The organism is Streptomyces sp. SLBN-31 (assembly GCF_006715395.1).
In the GTDB taxonomy this organism is placed as follows: Bacteria; Actinomycetota; Actinomycetes; order Streptomycetales; family Streptomycetaceae; genus Streptomyces.
Map to the genome: position 1 here is coordinate 340,365 of NZ_VFNC01000003.1, position 15,532 is coordinate 355,896.

Annotated in this window: 15 protein-coding genes and 1 riboswitch; of the genes, 6 read left to right on the forward strand and 9 right to left on the reverse strand. The window is 71.7% G+C overall.

Annotated features, from left to right (window positions below; genetic code table 11):
- Positions 1-11 precede the first annotated feature (11 nt).
- Positions 12-1,070, forward strand: a complete 1,059-nt coding sequence (locus FBY22_RS39025; protein WP_174267446.1) for a GNAT family N-acetyltransferase — start codon at positions 12-14, stop codon at positions 1,068-1,070.
- On the opposite strand, the gene FBY22_RS39030 is transcribed toward FBY22_RS39025, so the two are convergent.
- Positions 1,052-1,330 (reverse strand): DUF4031 domain-containing protein, encoded by a 279-nt coding sequence (locus tag FBY22_RS39030; protein ID WP_142153004.1) that lies wholly within the window; start codon positions 1,328-1,330, stop codon positions 1,052-1,054. The two genes, FBY22_RS39025 and FBY22_RS39030, sit on opposite strands and share 19 nt — an antisense overlap.
- Positions 1,327-1,740 carry a hypothetical protein gene (locus FBY22_RS39035; protein WP_142153006.1) on the reverse strand — a complete coding sequence of 138 codons (414 nt, stop codon included), beginning with the start codon at positions 1,738-1,740 and terminating at the stop codon, positions 1,327-1,329. The genes FBY22_RS39030 and FBY22_RS39035 overlap by 4 nt, the downstream gene beginning before the upstream one ends.
- 54 nt (positions 1,741-1,794) lie before the next feature.
- Here FBY22_RS39035 and FBY22_RS39040 point away from each other — a divergent pair, with 54 nt between their 5' ends.
- From FBY22_RS39040 to FBY22_RS39050, 3 genes are read left to right on the forward strand one after another with little or no spacing between them, the layout of a single operon-like run.
- The gene (locus FBY22_RS39040; protein ID WP_142153008.1) at positions 1,795-2,724 is read left to right on the forward strand and encodes a MurR/RpiR family transcriptional regulator; all 930 of its coding nucleotides are present in this window, start codon (positions 1,795-1,797) and stop codon (positions 2,722-2,724) included.
- A 59-nt stretch (positions 2,725-2,783) separates the two neighbouring features.
- Entirely contained in the window at positions 2,784-3,716 is a 933-nt protein-coding gene (gene murQ / locus FBY22_RS39045; RefSeq protein ID WP_142153010.1) for an N-acetylmuramic acid 6-phosphate etherase, read from the forward strand.
- Positions 3,717-3,765: 49 nt separating this feature from the next.
- A complete protein-coding gene (locus FBY22_RS39050; protein WP_142153012.1) occupies positions 3,766-4,335 on the forward strand; it encodes a hypothetical protein in 570 nt (189 codons plus the stop codon).
- Between the two features lie 13 nt (positions 4,336-4,348).
- Here the strand turns inward: FBY22_RS39050 and FBY22_RS39055 are convergent, their stop codons facing one another.
- The 6 genes from FBY22_RS39055 to thrC all read right to left on the reverse strand — a co-directional run bounded on the left by FBY22_RS39055 (position 4,349) and on the right by thrC (position 11,611).
- Positions 4,349-5,887 (reverse strand): carboxylesterase/lipase family protein, encoded by a 1,539-nt coding sequence (locus tag FBY22_RS39055; RefSeq protein ID WP_142153014.1) that lies wholly within the window; start codon positions 5,885-5,887, stop codon positions 4,349-4,351.
- Between the two features lie 124 nt (positions 5,888-6,011).
- Entirely contained in the window at positions 6,012-7,130 is a 1,119-nt protein-coding gene (locus tag FBY22_RS39060) for an NADH:flavin oxidoreductase (RefSeq protein ID WP_142153016.1), read from the reverse strand.
- A 174-nt stretch (positions 7,131-7,304) separates the two neighbouring features.
- The gene (gene groL / locus FBY22_RS39065) at positions 7,305-8,927 is read right to left on the reverse strand and encodes a chaperonin GroEL (RefSeq protein ID WP_142153018.1); all 1,623 of its coding nucleotides are present in this window, start codon (positions 8,925-8,927) and stop codon (positions 7,305-7,307) included.
- Positions 8,928-9,287: 360 nt separating this feature from the next.
- Positions 9,288-9,494: a cold-shock protein gene (locus FBY22_RS39070; protein ID WP_019057200.1), complete on the reverse strand. Its 207-nt coding sequence runs from the start codon at positions 9,492-9,494 to the stop codon at positions 9,288-9,290.
- 442 nt (positions 9,495-9,936) lie between these two features.
- The gene (locus tag FBY22_RS39075) at positions 9,937-10,212 is read right to left on the reverse strand and encodes a MoaD/ThiS family protein (RefSeq protein WP_142153020.1); all 276 of its coding nucleotides are present in this window, start codon (positions 10,210-10,212) and stop codon (positions 9,937-9,939) included.
- 112 nt (positions 10,213-10,324) lie between these two features.
- Positions 10,325-11,611 carry a threonine synthase gene (thrC, locus tag FBY22_RS39080; protein WP_142153023.1) on the reverse strand — a complete coding sequence of 429 codons (1,287 nt, stop codon included), beginning with the start codon at positions 11,609-11,611 and terminating at the stop codon, positions 10,325-10,327.
- An 18-nt stretch (positions 11,612-11,629) separates the two neighbouring features.
- Positions 11,630-11,784, reverse strand: a riboswitch (SAM riboswitch).
- A 169-nt stretch (positions 11,785-11,953) separates the two neighbouring features.
- On the opposite strand from thrC, the gene FBY22_RS39085 reads away from it, so the two are divergent.
- Together FBY22_RS39085 and FBY22_RS39090 are read left to right on the forward strand one after the other, a co-directional pair.
- On the forward strand, positions 11,954-12,898 hold the full coding sequence (locus FBY22_RS39085; protein WP_142153025.1) for a glucosyl-3-phosphoglycerate synthase: 945 nt from the start codon (positions 11,954-11,956) through the stop codon (positions 12,896-12,898).
- Positions 12,899-12,961: 63 nt separating this feature from the next.
- Entirely contained in the window at positions 12,962-14,359 is a 1,398-nt protein-coding gene (locus FBY22_RS39090) for a trehalose-6-phosphate synthase (protein WP_142153027.1), read from the forward strand.
- A 276-nt stretch (positions 14,360-14,635) separates the two neighbouring features.
- On the opposite strand, the gene otsB is transcribed toward FBY22_RS39090, so the two are convergent.
- Positions 14,636-15,490 (reverse strand): trehalose-phosphatase, encoded by an 855-nt coding sequence (otsB, locus tag FBY22_RS39095; protein WP_142153029.1) that lies wholly within the window; start codon positions 15,488-15,490, stop codon positions 14,636-14,638.
- Positions 15,491-15,532: the final 42 nt, after the last annotated feature.

Below are 15,532 nucleotides of genomic sequence, written 5' to 3' on the forward strand. Positions count from 1 at the left end.
CCATGCGTGCAATGGGCGGGGATCAGGTGGAAGAGGCCGTCGCGGGCTGTCTCGCGGCACTGCGGCCTGCGGTGGACCGGGACTGGACGGCGGTGCGGGCGGCCGGGATGGAGTGGACCGTCCACGAGACGGCGTTCCACATCGCGGAGTGCCTCGTCGGGTACGGGGCGAACCTCGCCGGACGCGCCCGCGACGGCTACGTCCCCTTCGAGATCACGCTCGACGAGGGCACCGACAACACGGGCCTGCTGCACCTCGTCGAGTCGATGGGCGCCCTGCTGACCGCGGCGGTCCGCACCGCCCCGCGCGAGGCCCGCGCCTTCCACCCGTACCCCTTCCGCAGCGCGAACCGCGAGGGCTTCGCCGCGATGGGCGTCGCCGAGGTGCTGCTGCACACGTACGACATCGCGGGCGGCCTGCGGGTGGCCTACGAACCCCCGTCCGCCCTGGCCGAGTTCATCCTCACCACGATCTTCCCGCACGTCCGGCCCGGCGCCGACGCCTGGCGCACCCTGCTGTGGGCCACCGGGCGCGGCGAACTGCCCGGCCGCGCACCGGTGACCGAGTGGCGCTGGAACAACAACCTCGTCCACACCACCGACCGCCTCACCCTGGAAGGCATCACGCCGGCGTCCGCGCGCGACCTGGTGCTCGGCGGCGACGGCGGCTTCGACTGGGTCCCCGGCGGCCCGTTCACGGGCACGCGGGAGGCCGCCGGCTTCATGCTCAAGGCCTATGAAGAAGGTTTCCACCGGCCCGAGTTCGGCGTCTTCGCCCTCGTCCGCCGGGAGGACGGCCGCGCGGTCGGCGGCATGGGCTTCCACGGCGTCCCGGACGAGGAGGGACGGGCGGAGGTCGGCTACGACCTGGCCGAGTCCGCCCGCGGCAACGGCTACGCGACCGAGGCGCTGCGGGCCCTCGCCGACTGGGCGTTCGCCCGGGACGACGTCCGCTCACTCTTCGCGACGGTCGACCGCGACAACCTCCCCTCCCAGGCGGTCCTCACCCGCGCCGGGTTCCGCAGGGTGAGCGAGGAAGAGGAGTCTTTCGCCTACGAACTCGGGGGCTGAGCCCGGCCCTTGGGCCGTCGCAGTCCCGCCGCGGTCAGCAGCCGCACCACCTCACGGCTGCTGACCCGCACGGCCCCGGCGGCCACCGCGTCCGCGTAGCGGTGCGAGGGGATGTCGTAGTGGTCGCGCTCGAAGGCGCGCCGCGGCACGCCCAACGCGTCGGCGAACAGCCGCAGTTCGTCGAAGGAGACGTCGCTGATGAGGTGGGACCACATGCGGCCGTGGCCGGGCCAGTCCGGCGGATCGATGTAGACGGTCACGACGCGGGCGTCCCGCCCGTCGCCGGCCCCAGCGCCCCGACCGCCGCGACCCGCACGCCCGCCTTGTGGCAGACCCAGTGCGGATCGGCGCCCAGTTCGGGCTCGACCTCCAGCGCGTGCGGGTCGCCGGAGCCGCAGACCGGGCACAGCGGCCAGCGGCCGTACGTCTCCAGCAGGGCGTCCTGGACGTCCTGGGCGACCAGCCCCGTCACGAACTCCACGCCCTCGGGCCACTGCTCGACCCACCAGCGCCGCTGGGCGACGGAGTCCTCGACCATGGACACCACGTCCGCCGCGGCGACCCGCCCCGCGGCCAGGTCGGCGAGCACGAGGGCGCGCGCCACGTGCAGCGCCCGCTCCAGGGGGGCGACCGGGGTGCCCGGGGTTTCGGGGGTGTCGGAGGGATCCATGCACCCATTGTGCGCACTCTTGACCGGTGCCCCGGCCGAAAATATCTTTCATACGTGACCCAGAACGTGAAGGAAATTTTCGCCGGGCATGGTGCGGGCACGCCGGGCACAGCGCCGCCCGCCCCCGCGGCCCTCGCCGCCAAGGTGCGCACGCTCGCCCCCTCCATGACACGTTCCATGCAGCGCGTCGCCGAGGCCGTCGCGGGCGACCCGGCCGGCTGCGCCGCCCTCACGGTCACCGGGCTCGCCGAGCTCACCGGCACCAGCGAGGCGACGGTGGTCCGCACCGCCCGGCTGCTCGGGTACCCGGGGTACCGGGATCTGCGGCTGGCCCTCGCCGGACTCGCGGCGCAGCAGCAGTCGGGCCGCGCCCCCGCCATCACCACCGACATCGCCGTCGACGACCCCATCGCCGACGTCGTGGCCAAACTCGCCTACGACGAGCAGCAGACGCTCGCCGACACGGCGGCCGGACTCGACACCGTGCAGCTGGGGGCCGCGGTCGCCGCGGCCGCCGTCGCGCGGCGCATCGACGTGTACGGGGTGGGCGCGTCGGGGCTGGTCGCCCAGGACCTCACGCAGAAGCTGCTGCGGATAGGGCTGATAGCCCACGCGCACAGCGACCCGCACCTGGCCGTGACGAACGCGGTGCAGCTGCGGGCCGGTGACGTCGCCATCGCCATAACGCACTCCGGGTCGACGGGGGACGTCGTGGAGCCGCTGCGGGTGGCCTTCGAACGCGGGGCGACGACCGTGGCGATCACCGGGCGGCCGGACGGGGCGGTCGCGCAGTACGCCGATCACGTGCTGACCACGTCCATCGCCCGGGAGAGCGAGCTGCGGCCGGCCGCGATGTCGTCCCGGACCAGTCAACTGCTGGTCGTGGACTGCCTGTTCGTGGGCGTGGCGCAGAAGACGTACGAGACGGCGGCGCCCTCGCTGGCCGCGTCGTACGAGGCGCTCGCCCACCGGCACCGGCGCTAGACCCTCGCCCCTCCCTCTCTCACGTTCCCGGCAGCACTTCACGAAAGAGCCGCTCCACCATGACCTCCACCTCCAACCCCCGTGATCTGCGCGCCGAGTTGGAATCGCTCACCACCGAGGCCTTCCGTCCCGACCTCGCCGACATCGACCGGCTGCCCACCCTGGAGATCGCCCGGCTCATGAACGGCGAGGACGCCACCGTCCCCGCGTCCGTCGCCGCACGGCTGCCGGAGATCGCCGCCGCCATCGACGCCATCGCCGAGCGCATGGCCCGCGGCGGCCGGCTCGTCTACGCCGGTGCCGGGACCGCCGGCCGGCTCGGCGTGCTGGACGCCTCCGAGTGCCCGCCGACCTTCAACACCGATCCGGAACAGGTGGTCGGGCTCGTCGCGGGCGGTCCCGCCGCCATGGTCACCTCCGTCGAGGGCGCCGAGGACTCCGCCGACCTCGCCCGCGCCGACCTGGACGCGCTCGCCCTCACCGCCGCCGACACGGTGGTCGGCATCTCCGCCTCCGGGCGCACCCCGTACGCCATCGCGGCCGTCGAACACGCCCGTCGGCAGGGCGCGCTGACCGTCGGGCTCGCCTGCAACGCCGACAGCGCGCTCGCCGCGGCCGCCGAGCACGGCATCGAGATCGTCGTAGGGCCCGAACTGGTCACCGGCTCCACCCGGCTCAAGGCGGGCACCGCGCAGAAGCTGGTCCTCAACATGCTCTCGACGATCACGATGATCCGGCTGGGCAAGACGTACGGGAACCTGATGGTCGACGTACGCGCCTCGAACGAGAAGCTGCGGGCCCGTTCCCGCCGTATCGTCGCCCTCGCCACGGGAGCGCCGGACGAGGAGATCGAGCGGGCCCTGGCGGCCACGGACGGCGAGGTGAAGAACGCGATCCTCACCCTCCTGGCGGACGTCGACGGCCCCACGGCGGCCCGGCTGCTCGAGGAGTCCGGCGGACACCTGCGGGCGGCGCTGGCGGCGGCCCGCTGAGGGACCGGCGCCGGCGGCCCGGGGCCGTTGTCGGTGCAGACTGTTACCCATGAACCACGCCCAGCTCACCGCCCTGGGCCGAGCCCTCCGCCTCCTCGGCGAGCACGGCGAGGCCCTCACCGCCGACACCCCGGACGCCAGGTTGCACGAGGTCAGGGCCGATCTGCGGCGCGCCCTGGACCTGCTGGACGAGAGCGTCTCCACGGCGGCCCCCGCCACCCGCTGCGCCGAGCACCCGAACGGCCCGGTCGACGAGAGCGCCCCCGACCGCTGCCTGCTCTGCGAGACCCGGCGCCGGGCGGCCCGCCGCGCCGAGTTCAACGGCGGCTCCCTGCCTGTGCACCCCACCGAGTCCGCGCCCTCCCGCTACGGCGTCCGGGGCGACCGCCCCCAGCCCCAGCAGCGCTGGCTGCCGGAGCTGTGGACGGGGCAGGAGTGGCAGCTGTGCGGTACGCCGAGGAGGGACCGGCGCGAGGCGGAGCTGTATCTCGCCGCCCAGCGCCGGGGCCCGCGCGCCGCCATGGCCTACCGGCTGGTGCACGAGTTCACCGACTACGAGGTGCTGCGGGTGTGGGGCACCCCGGTGAAGGTCGACATCGAGCCGCTGGGCAACCTCTGAACGCCGAGGCGGCCTAGGCCCTGTCGGCCTGGGAGAGCAGCGGCAGGGGGGTGAACTCGTAGCCCTCCCACAGCTGCCGCGTGGCCTCCTCGGGGTAGGGCCGCACCTCGGGCCGGGCGTCCAGTACCTGGACCAGACGGTCCGCCTCCCCGTACGCCGGCCAGCCCGGGTCGCCGGTGCGCGCGAACGCCGTCCACGACGCGCGGAAGCGCGCCGACAGCTCCTCCGCCTCCGCCGGCACACCGCTCCCCGCGAAGAGCAGGTTGCCGAGGTCGGCCTCGAACGTGCCGAACAGCAGGGGGATGTCCAGGCCGTGGCAGGCGCCGAGGACGCCGCCCGCGCCGGGCGCCGGCCAGGTCAGCTCGTAGAAGTGGGCGCGGCCGCCGCCCACCACCTGCGCCTGAGCCAGCCGCAGGCTCGGCATGGTGAACAGCCAGTCCGTCTGGACGCGTTCGTACAGGTCGCTCGGGGTGGCGTCGGGGTGGGCGGCGCGATAGGCCCGCTCAGCGTCGGGTCCGGGCCCGAACGTCCGCAGCGCCCACGCCGCCTGCTCCTCGGTGACCTTGCCGAGCAGTTCGCCCATGACGAGGAACAGCCGCCACTCGTCGCGGTTGTGCCCGACGAGCAGGTCCAGGTCCCGGGCCGCGCCCGCGGCCAGCGCCTGCCAGGGGGTGACGGGCAGCACCTCGCCGTCGACGACCGGCGAGAAGGGCGTGACCGTGGGCGCCGCCCGCCCCCACCGGTCCTCGTACTGCCGCATCTTCGCGCTCAACGCCTCGCCGGCGGAGGTGAGTTGCCGGGGGTCCACGGCGGACAGCGCGGCCGCCGTCGGCGGCAGACCGGCCTCCCTGGCGATCTCGGCGGCGATGTCCCGGGCGAGTTCGTCGGAGAAGTAGGTGCCCGGCACGCTCTGGGCGATCGCCCGCCCGAACAGCCCCCGCGCCCTCGGCATGGCCAGCAGCGCCGCCACCGACCCCGCGCCCGCCGACTCCCCGAACACGGTCACCCGCCCGGGGTCGCCGCCGAACGCCGTGATGTTGTCCCGTACCCACTCGAGGGCGGCGACCTGGTCGAGCAGGCCCCGGTTGGCGGGCGCCCCCTCGATGCTCGCGAACCCCTCCACGCCGACCCGGTAGTTGAGGGTGACGACGACCAGGTCGCCGTCGCGCGCGATGCGCTGGGCGTCGTAGCCGGGGCTGCCGGAGTGGCCCAGTTTGTAGGCGCCGCCGTAGATCCACACCATCACCGGACGGAGCGCGGCCGGATCGGCCTGCGGGGTCCAGACGTTGACGGTGAGCCAGTCGTCGCCGTCGGGCGCGTCCAGCACGCCCCTGCGGCCCTGGATACCGAGATCCTGCGGGGGCGGCGGCCCGAACGCGTACGCCTCCCGTACCCCGTCCCAGGCCCGCACGGGCCGCGGCGCCTGGAACCGGAGCTCACCCACCGGCGGTTCGGCGAACGGCACGCCCCGGAAGACGGCCAGCCCGCCCTCCAGACGTCCTCGCACCGCGCCGGCTCCGGTGCGTACGACCGGACCTTCCGCTGTCGTCATCGTCGGCTCCTCACGGGTGGGGATGCGGGGCTGCCGGTCCACTCAAACGAACAAGCTTGCTGGAATCAAGCAAACCCGCGCACTCCGCGCCGGCCGCGGTCGGCGGTCGGCGCGGAGTCGCCGTTCAGCTCAGGGACTTCAGCGCCGCCGCGTCGTAGGGCTTCAGCTCGTCGAAGCGGCCGGCCAGCACCTTCGCGGCCCACTCCGGGTCCTGCAGCAGGGCCCGCCCCACGGCCACGAGGTCGTACTCGTCGCTCTCCAGCCGGTCGAGCAGGTCGTCGATGCCCCGTACCGGCGATCCCTCGCCTGCGAACCCGCGGATGAAGTCGCCGTCGAGCCCGACGGACCCGACGGTGATCACCTGCTTGCCGGTCAGCTTCTTCGTCCAGCCGGCCAGGTTCAGGTCGGCGCCGTCGAACTCGGGCAGCCAGTAACGCCGGGTGGAGGCGTGGAACGCGTCGACGCCCGCCGCCGCCAGCGGGGCGAGGATCGCCTCCAGCTCCTCGGGGGTCTCGGCGAGCCGAGCGGTGTAGTCCTGCTGCTTCCACTGCGAGTAGCGGAAGATGATCGGGAACTCGGGCGACACGGTCTCCCGCACGGCCGCGACGATCTCCGCCGCGAACTTCGCACGGGCGACGAGGTCACCGCCGTACGCGTCCGTGCGGTGGTTCGTCCCCGCCCACAGGAACTGGTCGACCAGGTAGCCGTGCGCGCCGTGGATCTCCACGCCGTCGAAGCCGATGCGCTCGGCGGCCGCGGCGGCCTCGGCGAACGCGCCGATGACGTCGTCCACGTCGCGCTGGGTCATCGCCCGGCCGGTCGGCTCGGCACCGGCGGTGACCAGGCCGGAGGGGCCGACGGCGGGGGCGTCGGGGAAGGGCGGGTCGCCCTGCTCGCGGACCATGCCGATGTGCCACAGCTGCGGCACGATCGTGCCGCCCGCCGCGTGCACCGCCTCGGCGACCCGCTGCCAGCCCGCCAGTTGCTGCTCGCCGTGGAAGCGCGGGACGCGGTCGCTCTGCCCGGCGGACTCGTGGCCGACATAGGTGCCCTCGGTGACGATCAGACCGACGCCGGCGGCGGCGCGGCGGGCGTAGTACGAGACCACGTCCTCGCCGGGGATGCCGCCAGGGGAGAACTGGCGGGTCATCGGCGCCATCACGATGCGGTTGGGGACGGTCAGGCCGTTGATCGCGGTGGGCCGGGACAGGATCTCGGCGGCGCGGGAGGTGGTGGCGGTCACGCGGGGGTACTCCTCGGTATGTGCATACGCATAGACACTGCTTCAGCGTCAACCGCCGCACGCGTCACCGCATTTCCGGCCGCCCTGTGACCCCGGACACGCCGAAGGGCGGCACCGCCTGCCGGAGCAGGAAGTGCCGCCCTCCTTAGGGACGTTGATCAGCCGTCAGGCGGATCAGAAGTCCATGTCACCGCCCGGCATGCCGCCACCGGCGGGCGCGGCGGCCTTCTCCGGCTTGTCGGCGATGACGGCCTCGGTGGTGAGGAAGAGCGCGGCGATGGAGGCGGCGTTCTGCAGGGCAGAGCGCGTGACCTTCGCCGGGTCGATGATGCCTTCCTTGACCAGGTCGACGTACTCGCCGGTCGCGGCGTTGAGGCCGTGACCCGGGGTGAGGTTGCGGACCTTCTCCACCACGACGCCGCCCTCGAGGCCGGCGTTGACGGCGATCTGCTTCAGCGGGGCCTCGAGCGCGATGCGCACGGCGTTGGCGCCGGTCGCCTCGTCACCCTCGAGGTCCAGCTTCTCGAAGACGCTGGACGCCTGGATGAGCGCGACGCCACCACCGGCGACGATGCCCTCCTCGACGGCGGCCTTCGCGTTGCGGACGGCGTCCTCGATGCGGTGCTTGCGCTCCTTGAGCTCCACCTCGGTGGCGGCACCGGCCTTGATGACCGCGACACCGCCGGCGAGCTTCGCCAGGCGCTCCTGCAGCTTCTCGCGGTCGTAGTCCGAGTCGCTGTTCTCGATCTCGGCGCGGATCTGGTTCACGCGGCCCGCGACCTGGTCGCTGGCACCGGCACCGTCGACGATGGTGGTCTCGTCCTTGGTGATGACTACCTTGCGGGCCTTGCCCAGCAGGTCGAGGGTGGCGTTCTCCAGCTTGAGGCCGACCTCCTCGGAGATGACCTCGCCGCCCGTGAGGATGGCGATGTCGCCGAGCATGGCCTTGCGGCGGTCGCCGAAGCCCGGGGCCTTGACGGCGACGGACTTGAAGGTGCCGCGGATCTTGTTGACGACCAGGGTCGACAGGGCCTCGCCCTCGACGTCCTCGGCGATGATCAGCAGCGGCTTGCCCGACTGCATGACCTTCTCCAGCAGCGGGAGCAGGTCCTTGACCGAGGAGATCTTGGAGTTGGCGATCAGGATGTACGGGTCGTCGAGGACGGCCTCCATACGCTCCATGTCGGTGGCGAAGTACGCCGAGATGTAGCCCTTGTCGAAGCGCATACCCTCGGTGAGCTCCAGCTCCAGACCGAAGGTCTGGGACTCCTCGACGGTGATGACGCCTTCCTTGCCGACCTTGTCCATGGCCTCGGCGATGAGCTCGCCGATCTGGGTGTCGGCGGCGGAGATGGAGGCCGTCGAAGCGATCTGCTCCTTGGTCTCGACATCCTTCGCCTGCTCCAGCAGGGCACCGGAGACGGCCTCGACGGCCTTCTCGATACCGCGCTTGAGGGCCATCGGGTTGGCGCCGGCGGCTACGTTGCGCAGGCCCTCCTTGACCAGGGCCTGGGCGAGAACGGTCGCCGTGGTCGTACCGTCACCGGCGACGTCGTCCGTCTTCTTGGCGACTTCCTTGACCAGCTCGGCGCCGATCTTCTCGTACGGGTCCTCGAGCTCGATCTCCTTGGCGATGGAGACACCATCGTTGGTGATCGTGGGGGCGCCCCACTTCTTCTCGAGGACGACGTTGCGGCCCTTGGGGCCGAGCGTCACCTTCACGGCGTCCGCGAGCTGGTTCATGCCGCGCTCGAGGCCGCGCCGCGCCTCCTCGTCGAACGCGATGATCTTGGCCATGTGAAGTGGTCCCTCCAGGACTGGGGGTGATTCCTTCGGACCGCGCCCGCGCCCGCGACGGACGGCTCGCCGACCCGTGGGTTCCTTGCCCCACCCGGCCTGCGGGCCTCACCGACCCGGTCCTTCTTTGTCACTCTCACCTTCAGAGTGCTAACGCCAATGATTAGCACTCGCCCCTGCCGAGTGCAAGCGCCTCCCGTGGACTGAGCCCCCGGAGCGCCGGGCGCGGGGGGCGCAGACGGAGCGCGTCGGGCCGTGCGGAGCGCGGGCATGCCGGAGGGCCCGCACCCATGACTCCCCATGGGGTACGAGCCCTCCGAAGAAAAGAAGAACGACGCTGCTGTCTACCCGGCGCGTGCTTCAGCTGGTCGCCAGTCGGACCATGTCCGCCTGCGGCCCCTTCTGGCCCTGCGAGATCTCGAAATCGACCCGCTGGCCCTCTTCCAGGGTGCGGTACCCGTCCATCTGGATGGCGCTGTAGTGGACGAAAACATCCGCACCACCGTCGACCGCGATGAAGCCGTACCCCTTCTCCGCGTTGAACCACTTGACGGTGCCCTGAGCCATGCCTAACTCCCCTATTACTGGCCCTTGCACAGATCCGCACTTCGCGGATCCGGGTCAGACCTCACCCCCCACGGTTTGGGGGCGTGCGCCGGAACGCGTCGACCGCGGCTGAATGTATCTGTCCAACTGCCGTCTGCAACAGGTCAATCGGACGAGAATTCTGGACGGCAGGGGTCCGGAATGTAGTGAGAATTCGCCCGAATTCAGGGCAAGTCGGGCTCCATAAAAGGAACAAAAGCCGCGAAAGGCATGCACACTTTGGCTGCATCTCGACGGGCACGCGGCAGGAATTCTGGGCTCCCGATCCGGAGATCAGCAGCGCGTTCCCCAACTGTACCGCGCTCAACCACACTGAATTGCCCCCTCCGCTTCTCTTACGGAGGGGGCAATTCGATGAACTCTTCGTAACCGGCGTTACCGAAGGTAATGATCGGTCATTCGGTCAGCCCCCGGCGACGGCCGGGATGATCGACACGCCCGCACCGTCCGGGGTCGCCGTCTCCAGTCCCTGCTCGAACCGCACGTCGTCGTCGTTGACGTACACGTTGACGAAGCGGCGCAGCTTGCCCTGGTCGTCCAGGACGCGGGCGGCGATGCCGGTGTGGTTCTTCTCCAGGTCGGCGATGACCTCGGCGAGGGTGGCACCCTCGGCGCTCACCTCGGCCTGGCCGCCGGTGTAGGTGCGCAGGATGGTGGGGATGCGGACGGACACGCTCATGTTCAAGACCTCCGGTCAGGTAAGCGCCCCAGGGGCGCGGGGCTGTGTTCGGTGTGCGGCTACCGCCGCGTGGGCGCGACCAGCCCCCACCGGCCCGCAGTCGAAAGATCGGCTAGGCGAGCCCGGCCTCGCGGAACGAATCGAGGTTGGGGCGAATGGTCGCAGTCAACCCCGTGCCTGCCACCGCATCCAGCGTCTTGAGGCCGTCGCCGGTGTTCAGCACGACCGTGGTCAGGGCCGGGTCCAGCACGCCGTTCTCGATGAGCTTGCGCGTCACGCCCACGGTCACGCCGCCGGCGGTCTCGGCGAAGATGCCCTCGGTGCGGGCCAGCAGCTTGATGGCGTCGACGACCTGCTCGTCGTTCACGTCCTCCACGGCACCGCCCGTGCGGCGCGCGATGTCCAGGACGTACGGCCCGTCGGCCGGGTTGCCGATGGCCAGGGACTTGGCGATGGTGTTCGGCTTCTGCGGCCGCACCACGTCGTGGCCCGCCTTGTAGGCGACCGACACCGGCGAGCACCCCTCGGCCTGAGCCCCGAAGATCTTGTACGGCTTGTCCTCGACGAGCCCGAGCTTGATCAGCTCCTGCAGCCCCTTGTCGATCTTCGTCAGCTGCGAGCCGGAGGCGATGGGGACCACGAGCTGGTCGGGGAGCTTCCAGCCGAGCTGCTCGCAGATCTCGTACGCCAGGGTCTTGGACCCTTCCGCGTAGTAGGGCCGCAGGTTGACGTTGACGAAGCCCCATCCCTCGCCGGCCGGGTCGCCGATCAGCTCGGAGCAGAAGCGGTTCACGTCGTCGTAGTTGCCCTCGATGCCCACGAGCTCGCCGCCGTAGACCGCGGCCATGACGACCTTGCCCTGCTCCAGGTCGTGCGGGATGAACACGCAGGACCGGAAGCCGGCGCGGGCCGCGGCGGCGCCGACGGCACCCGCGAGGTTGCCGGTGGAGGAGCAGGAGAGCGTGGTGAAGCCGAAGGCGCGCGCGGCCTCCAGGGCCTGGGCGACGACGCGGTCCTTGAAGGAGTGCGTCGGGTTGCCGGAGTCGTCCTTCACGTACAGTCCGCCGGTGACACCCAGCTCGCGCGCCAGGTTTTCGGCCTTGACGAGCTTGGTCCAGCCGGGGTTGATGTTCGGCTTGTCCGCCACGTCCGCCGGGACGGGCAGCAGCGGCGCGTAGCGCCAGATGTTCGCGGGTCCCGCCTCGATGCGCTTGCGGAGCTCCTCGGTGTCGTAGGCCGAGAAGTCGTACGCGATCTCGAGCGGGCCGAAACACTCCTCGCAGGCGAAGACCGGGCCGAGCGGCACCCGGTGACCGCACTCGCGGCAGGAAAGCGCCGAGGCGGGCCCGAGGTCTACGGTCGTGGAGTCGGTGGTGCTTGCAACAGTCTGCGCAGCCATGTGAGGCGAGGCCCTTTCTCCTCATCTTCCTCACGACGCATCTCGCCGTGAGACGGATTTGGCACCTTCCCTAGCCGGGAGCCTCGCGGAATGATCAACGTTGATCTACGAGACCGGCTGGAGGGTTGCCGGGGCTTCATCGGGCCGTATCCCTCTGCCCCTCTGGATGAGCGGTATGTGGTTGTTGAACTCGTTGAACGCGAGACGACCCCCGACATGCGATGGTCATCAGCGTTGTTCAAGACTGTAACCGAAGGCCAGGACAGTTGAGATAGCCGTCCGAACCGCGAGATGGATCACAATCCGGTCCTTTCGCCGAGAGAACGCAGAGGAGCCGCCTACGTGCTGGAAGAAGTCGAGCGCTGGCTGAGCACCCACTCCTGGTCCGTCACCGACCGCCCGCTGCACCAGATCCTCGCCGCGAAACAGCGCACGGGCCAGTCGGTCAGTGTCGTGCTGCCCGCGCTCAACGAGGAGGAGACGGTCGGCGACATCGTCGCGATCATCCGCCACGACCTGATGCAGCAGGTCCCGCTCGTCGACGAGATCGTGGTCGTCGACTCCGGTTCCACCGACCGCACGTCCCAGGTCGCCGCGGCGGCCGGCGCGCGGGTAGTGCACCGCGACGACATCCTGCCCCGCATCTCGACGGTCCCCGGCAAGGGCGAGGTCCTGTGGCGCTCGCTGCTGGTCACGACCGGGGACATCGTCTGCTTCATCGACGCCGACCTGAAGGAGTTCTCCTCCGACTTCGTCTCCGGGATCGTCGGCCCGCTGCTCACCGACCCCGGGATCGACCTGGTCAAGGGCATGTACGACCGTCCCCTCGGCGGGGCGCAGGGACAGGGTGGCCGGGTCACCGAGCTGATGGCCCGCCCCCTGCTCAACATGCACTGGCCGCAGCTGGCCGGCTTCGTGCAGCCGCTGGGCGGCGAGTACGCGGCCCGGCGCAGCCTGCTGGAACAGCTGCCGTTCCCCGTCGGGTACGGGGTCGAGCTGGGCATGCTGGTCGACGCCCTGCATCTGGTGGGCCTGGACGCGCTCGCCCAGGTCGACGTAGGCGTCCGCAAGCACCGCCACCAGGACGGCCAGGCCCTCGGCCGGATGGCGGCGGCCATCTACCGCACGGCCCAGCTCCGCCTGGCCCGCGGCCATCTCGTCCGTCCCTCCCTCACCCAGTTCGAACGGGGCACGGACGGCTTCGAGCCGCGCACCTACTCCGTGGACACGGAGGAGCGGCCGCCGATGACGGAGATCGCGGAGTATGCGAGCCGCAAGGTGGCGTAGGGCATACGCGGACCGGGTGGTCGTTACGTTTATGCGTTTGTGGACCGGGCTACGTTGAGGCGTATGGCTTCCTCGCACGACGCTGCCCCTCAGGTACTGGTCGCGTCCAACCGCGGCCCGGTCTCGTACACACTCCAGCCGGACGGCTCGCTGGCCGCCAAGCGGGGCGGCGGCGGGCTGGTCTCCGGCCTGTCGGCGATCGGTCCCGACGCGGGCGCGCTGTGGGTGTGCTCCGCGCTGTCCGACGGCGACCGGGAGGCGGTGCGGCGCGGGGAGGGCGAGCCCGGCGTGCGGATGCTCGACGTCCCGGCCGACGTGCACGCCGACGCCTACAACGGCATCGCCAACTCCGTGCTCTGGTTCGTCCACCACATGCTGTACCAGACGCCGCTGGAGCCGGTCTTCGACGCTGAGTTCCGGCGGCAGTGGGCGTCGTACGAGACGTACAACCGTGCCTTCGCCGAGGCGCTGGCCCAGGAGGCGGCGGAGGGCGCGGCGGTGCTGGTGCAGGACTACCACCTGTGCCTGGTGCCGGGGATGCTGCGGGAGCTGCGGCCGGACCTCAGGATCGCGCACTTCTCGCACACGCCGTGGGCGCCGGTGGAGTACTTCCGGATGCTGCCCGACGACATCGCCGAGCAGCTGCTGCGCGGCATGCTCGGCGCCGACCGGCTGGGCTTCCTGACCCGCCGCTGGGCGGAGGCGTTCACGGCGTGTACGGCGCTCGTGGGCGGCCTCGGGGAGACACGCGTCGGTGTGCACGGTCTCGGCGCGGACGCCGACTTCCTGCGGAACCGGTCCCACGAGGCCGACGTCGAAGAGCGGGTGGCGGCCCTGCGGGAGGAGATCGGGGCGGGCCGCAAAGCGATCGTGCGGGTCGACCGGACCGAGCTGTCGAAGAACATCGTGCGCGGGCTGCTGGCCTACCGGCAGCTGCTGGAGGACCACCCGGAGTGGCGCGAGCGGGTGGTGCACGTGGCCTTCGCCTACCCCTCCCGGCAGGACCTGGCGGTCTACCGGGACTACACCGCCGAGGTGCAGCGCGTGGCGGAGGAGATCAACTCCCGGTACAGAACGCCCGGCTGGACCCCGGTCGTGCTCCATGTGAAGGACGACTTCGCCCGCTCCCTGGCGGCCTACCGGCTGGCCGATGTGGCCCTCGTCAACCCCATCCGGGACGGCATGAACCTGGTCGCCAAGGAGGTCCCGGTCGTCTCCGACGAGGGGTGCGTGCTGGTGCTGTCCCGGGAGGCGGGGGCGTACGAGGAGCTGGCCGAGGACGCGGTGACGGTGAACCCCTACGACGTGATCGGCACGGCGCGCGCCCTGCACACCGCGCTGACCATGCCGGCCGGGGAACGCGCCGAGCGCGCCAAGCGGCTGGCCGCCTCGGCGACCGCGCTGCCCCCGGCGCAGTGGTTCCTGGACCAGCTGAACGCGCTTGTCGGCCATCCGGGTTGAGCCGCGACAACAGACACCGGCCGAACCCCGCAGCGGGCAGCTGTCAGCCGAGCCGCGCCGCGCGCAGCCGTCAAACGAGCCGCGCCGCAAGAACAGACATCGACCGAACCCCGCAGCGGGCAGCCGTCAGCCGAGCCTCGCGGCGAGAACAGACATCGACCGAGCGGCGCCGCGCGCAACCGTCAAACGAGCCGCGCTGCGAGAGCAGGCGTCAACCGCAGGCGTCAACCGCAGGCGTCAACCGCAGGTGTCAGCCGCAGGTGTCAGCCGCAGGTGTCAGCCGAGTTGAGCGGTGAGGGCGGACAGCAGGCGGACCACTCCGGCCGGTCCGTCGACCACCAGGTCCGCCCTCCGGCTCAGCTCCGTCACCTCGTCGCTGCCGCTGCACACCAGCAGCCCCGGCGTGCCCTCGGAGCGCAGTGAGTCCACCGCCGCGTAGGCCGGCAGGTCGCCCAGGTCGTCGCCCGCGTACAGCACCGCCGACGCGCCGGTCTCGCGGACGTACCGGGTGAGCGCCACGCCCTTGTCCATGCCCGGCGGGCGCAGCTCCAGGACGAGACGGCCCGGCTCGACGATCAGCCCGTGGCGGGTGGCCAGGGCGGTCAGCGGCTCGCGCAGGGCCTCGAAGGCGGCCTGGGGGTCGGCGGCGCGGCGGGTGTGCACGGCGACCGCGAACCCGCCCTTCTCCTCGATCCACGCGCCCTGTCCGGCCCCGGACCGCTCCAGCAGGCCCGGCAGTTCGGCGCGGACGGCGGCGACGCCGGGGTGCGGGGCGGGCGCGCCGACCTCGCCGCTGACCGCGTCCCAGCGCTCGGCGCCGTAGTGGCCGAGGACCACCAGGTGCTCCAGGCCCGGGACGCCCGCGAAACCGCCGTGCCGGACGGCGACCTCGGCCGGCCGGCCGGTGACCACCGCCACGGAGGCGACCTTCGGGGCGAGGGCGGCCAGCGCGGGAACGGCGTCCGGGTGGGCGCGGGCCTGTTCGGGGTCGGGAACGATCGGCGCGAGGGTGCCGTCGAAGTCGAAGGCCAGCACCGCCTTCCCGGGATCGTCGAGAATCGCGGCGAGCCCCTCCCGCCCGGCCCGCGTGACGGGCGTCGGCAGGGGGTCCGTGTCCGTGTGGGTGCCCATACGGGGACCCTAACCGCGATGGGGCGAGGCATGCGCGGCTCA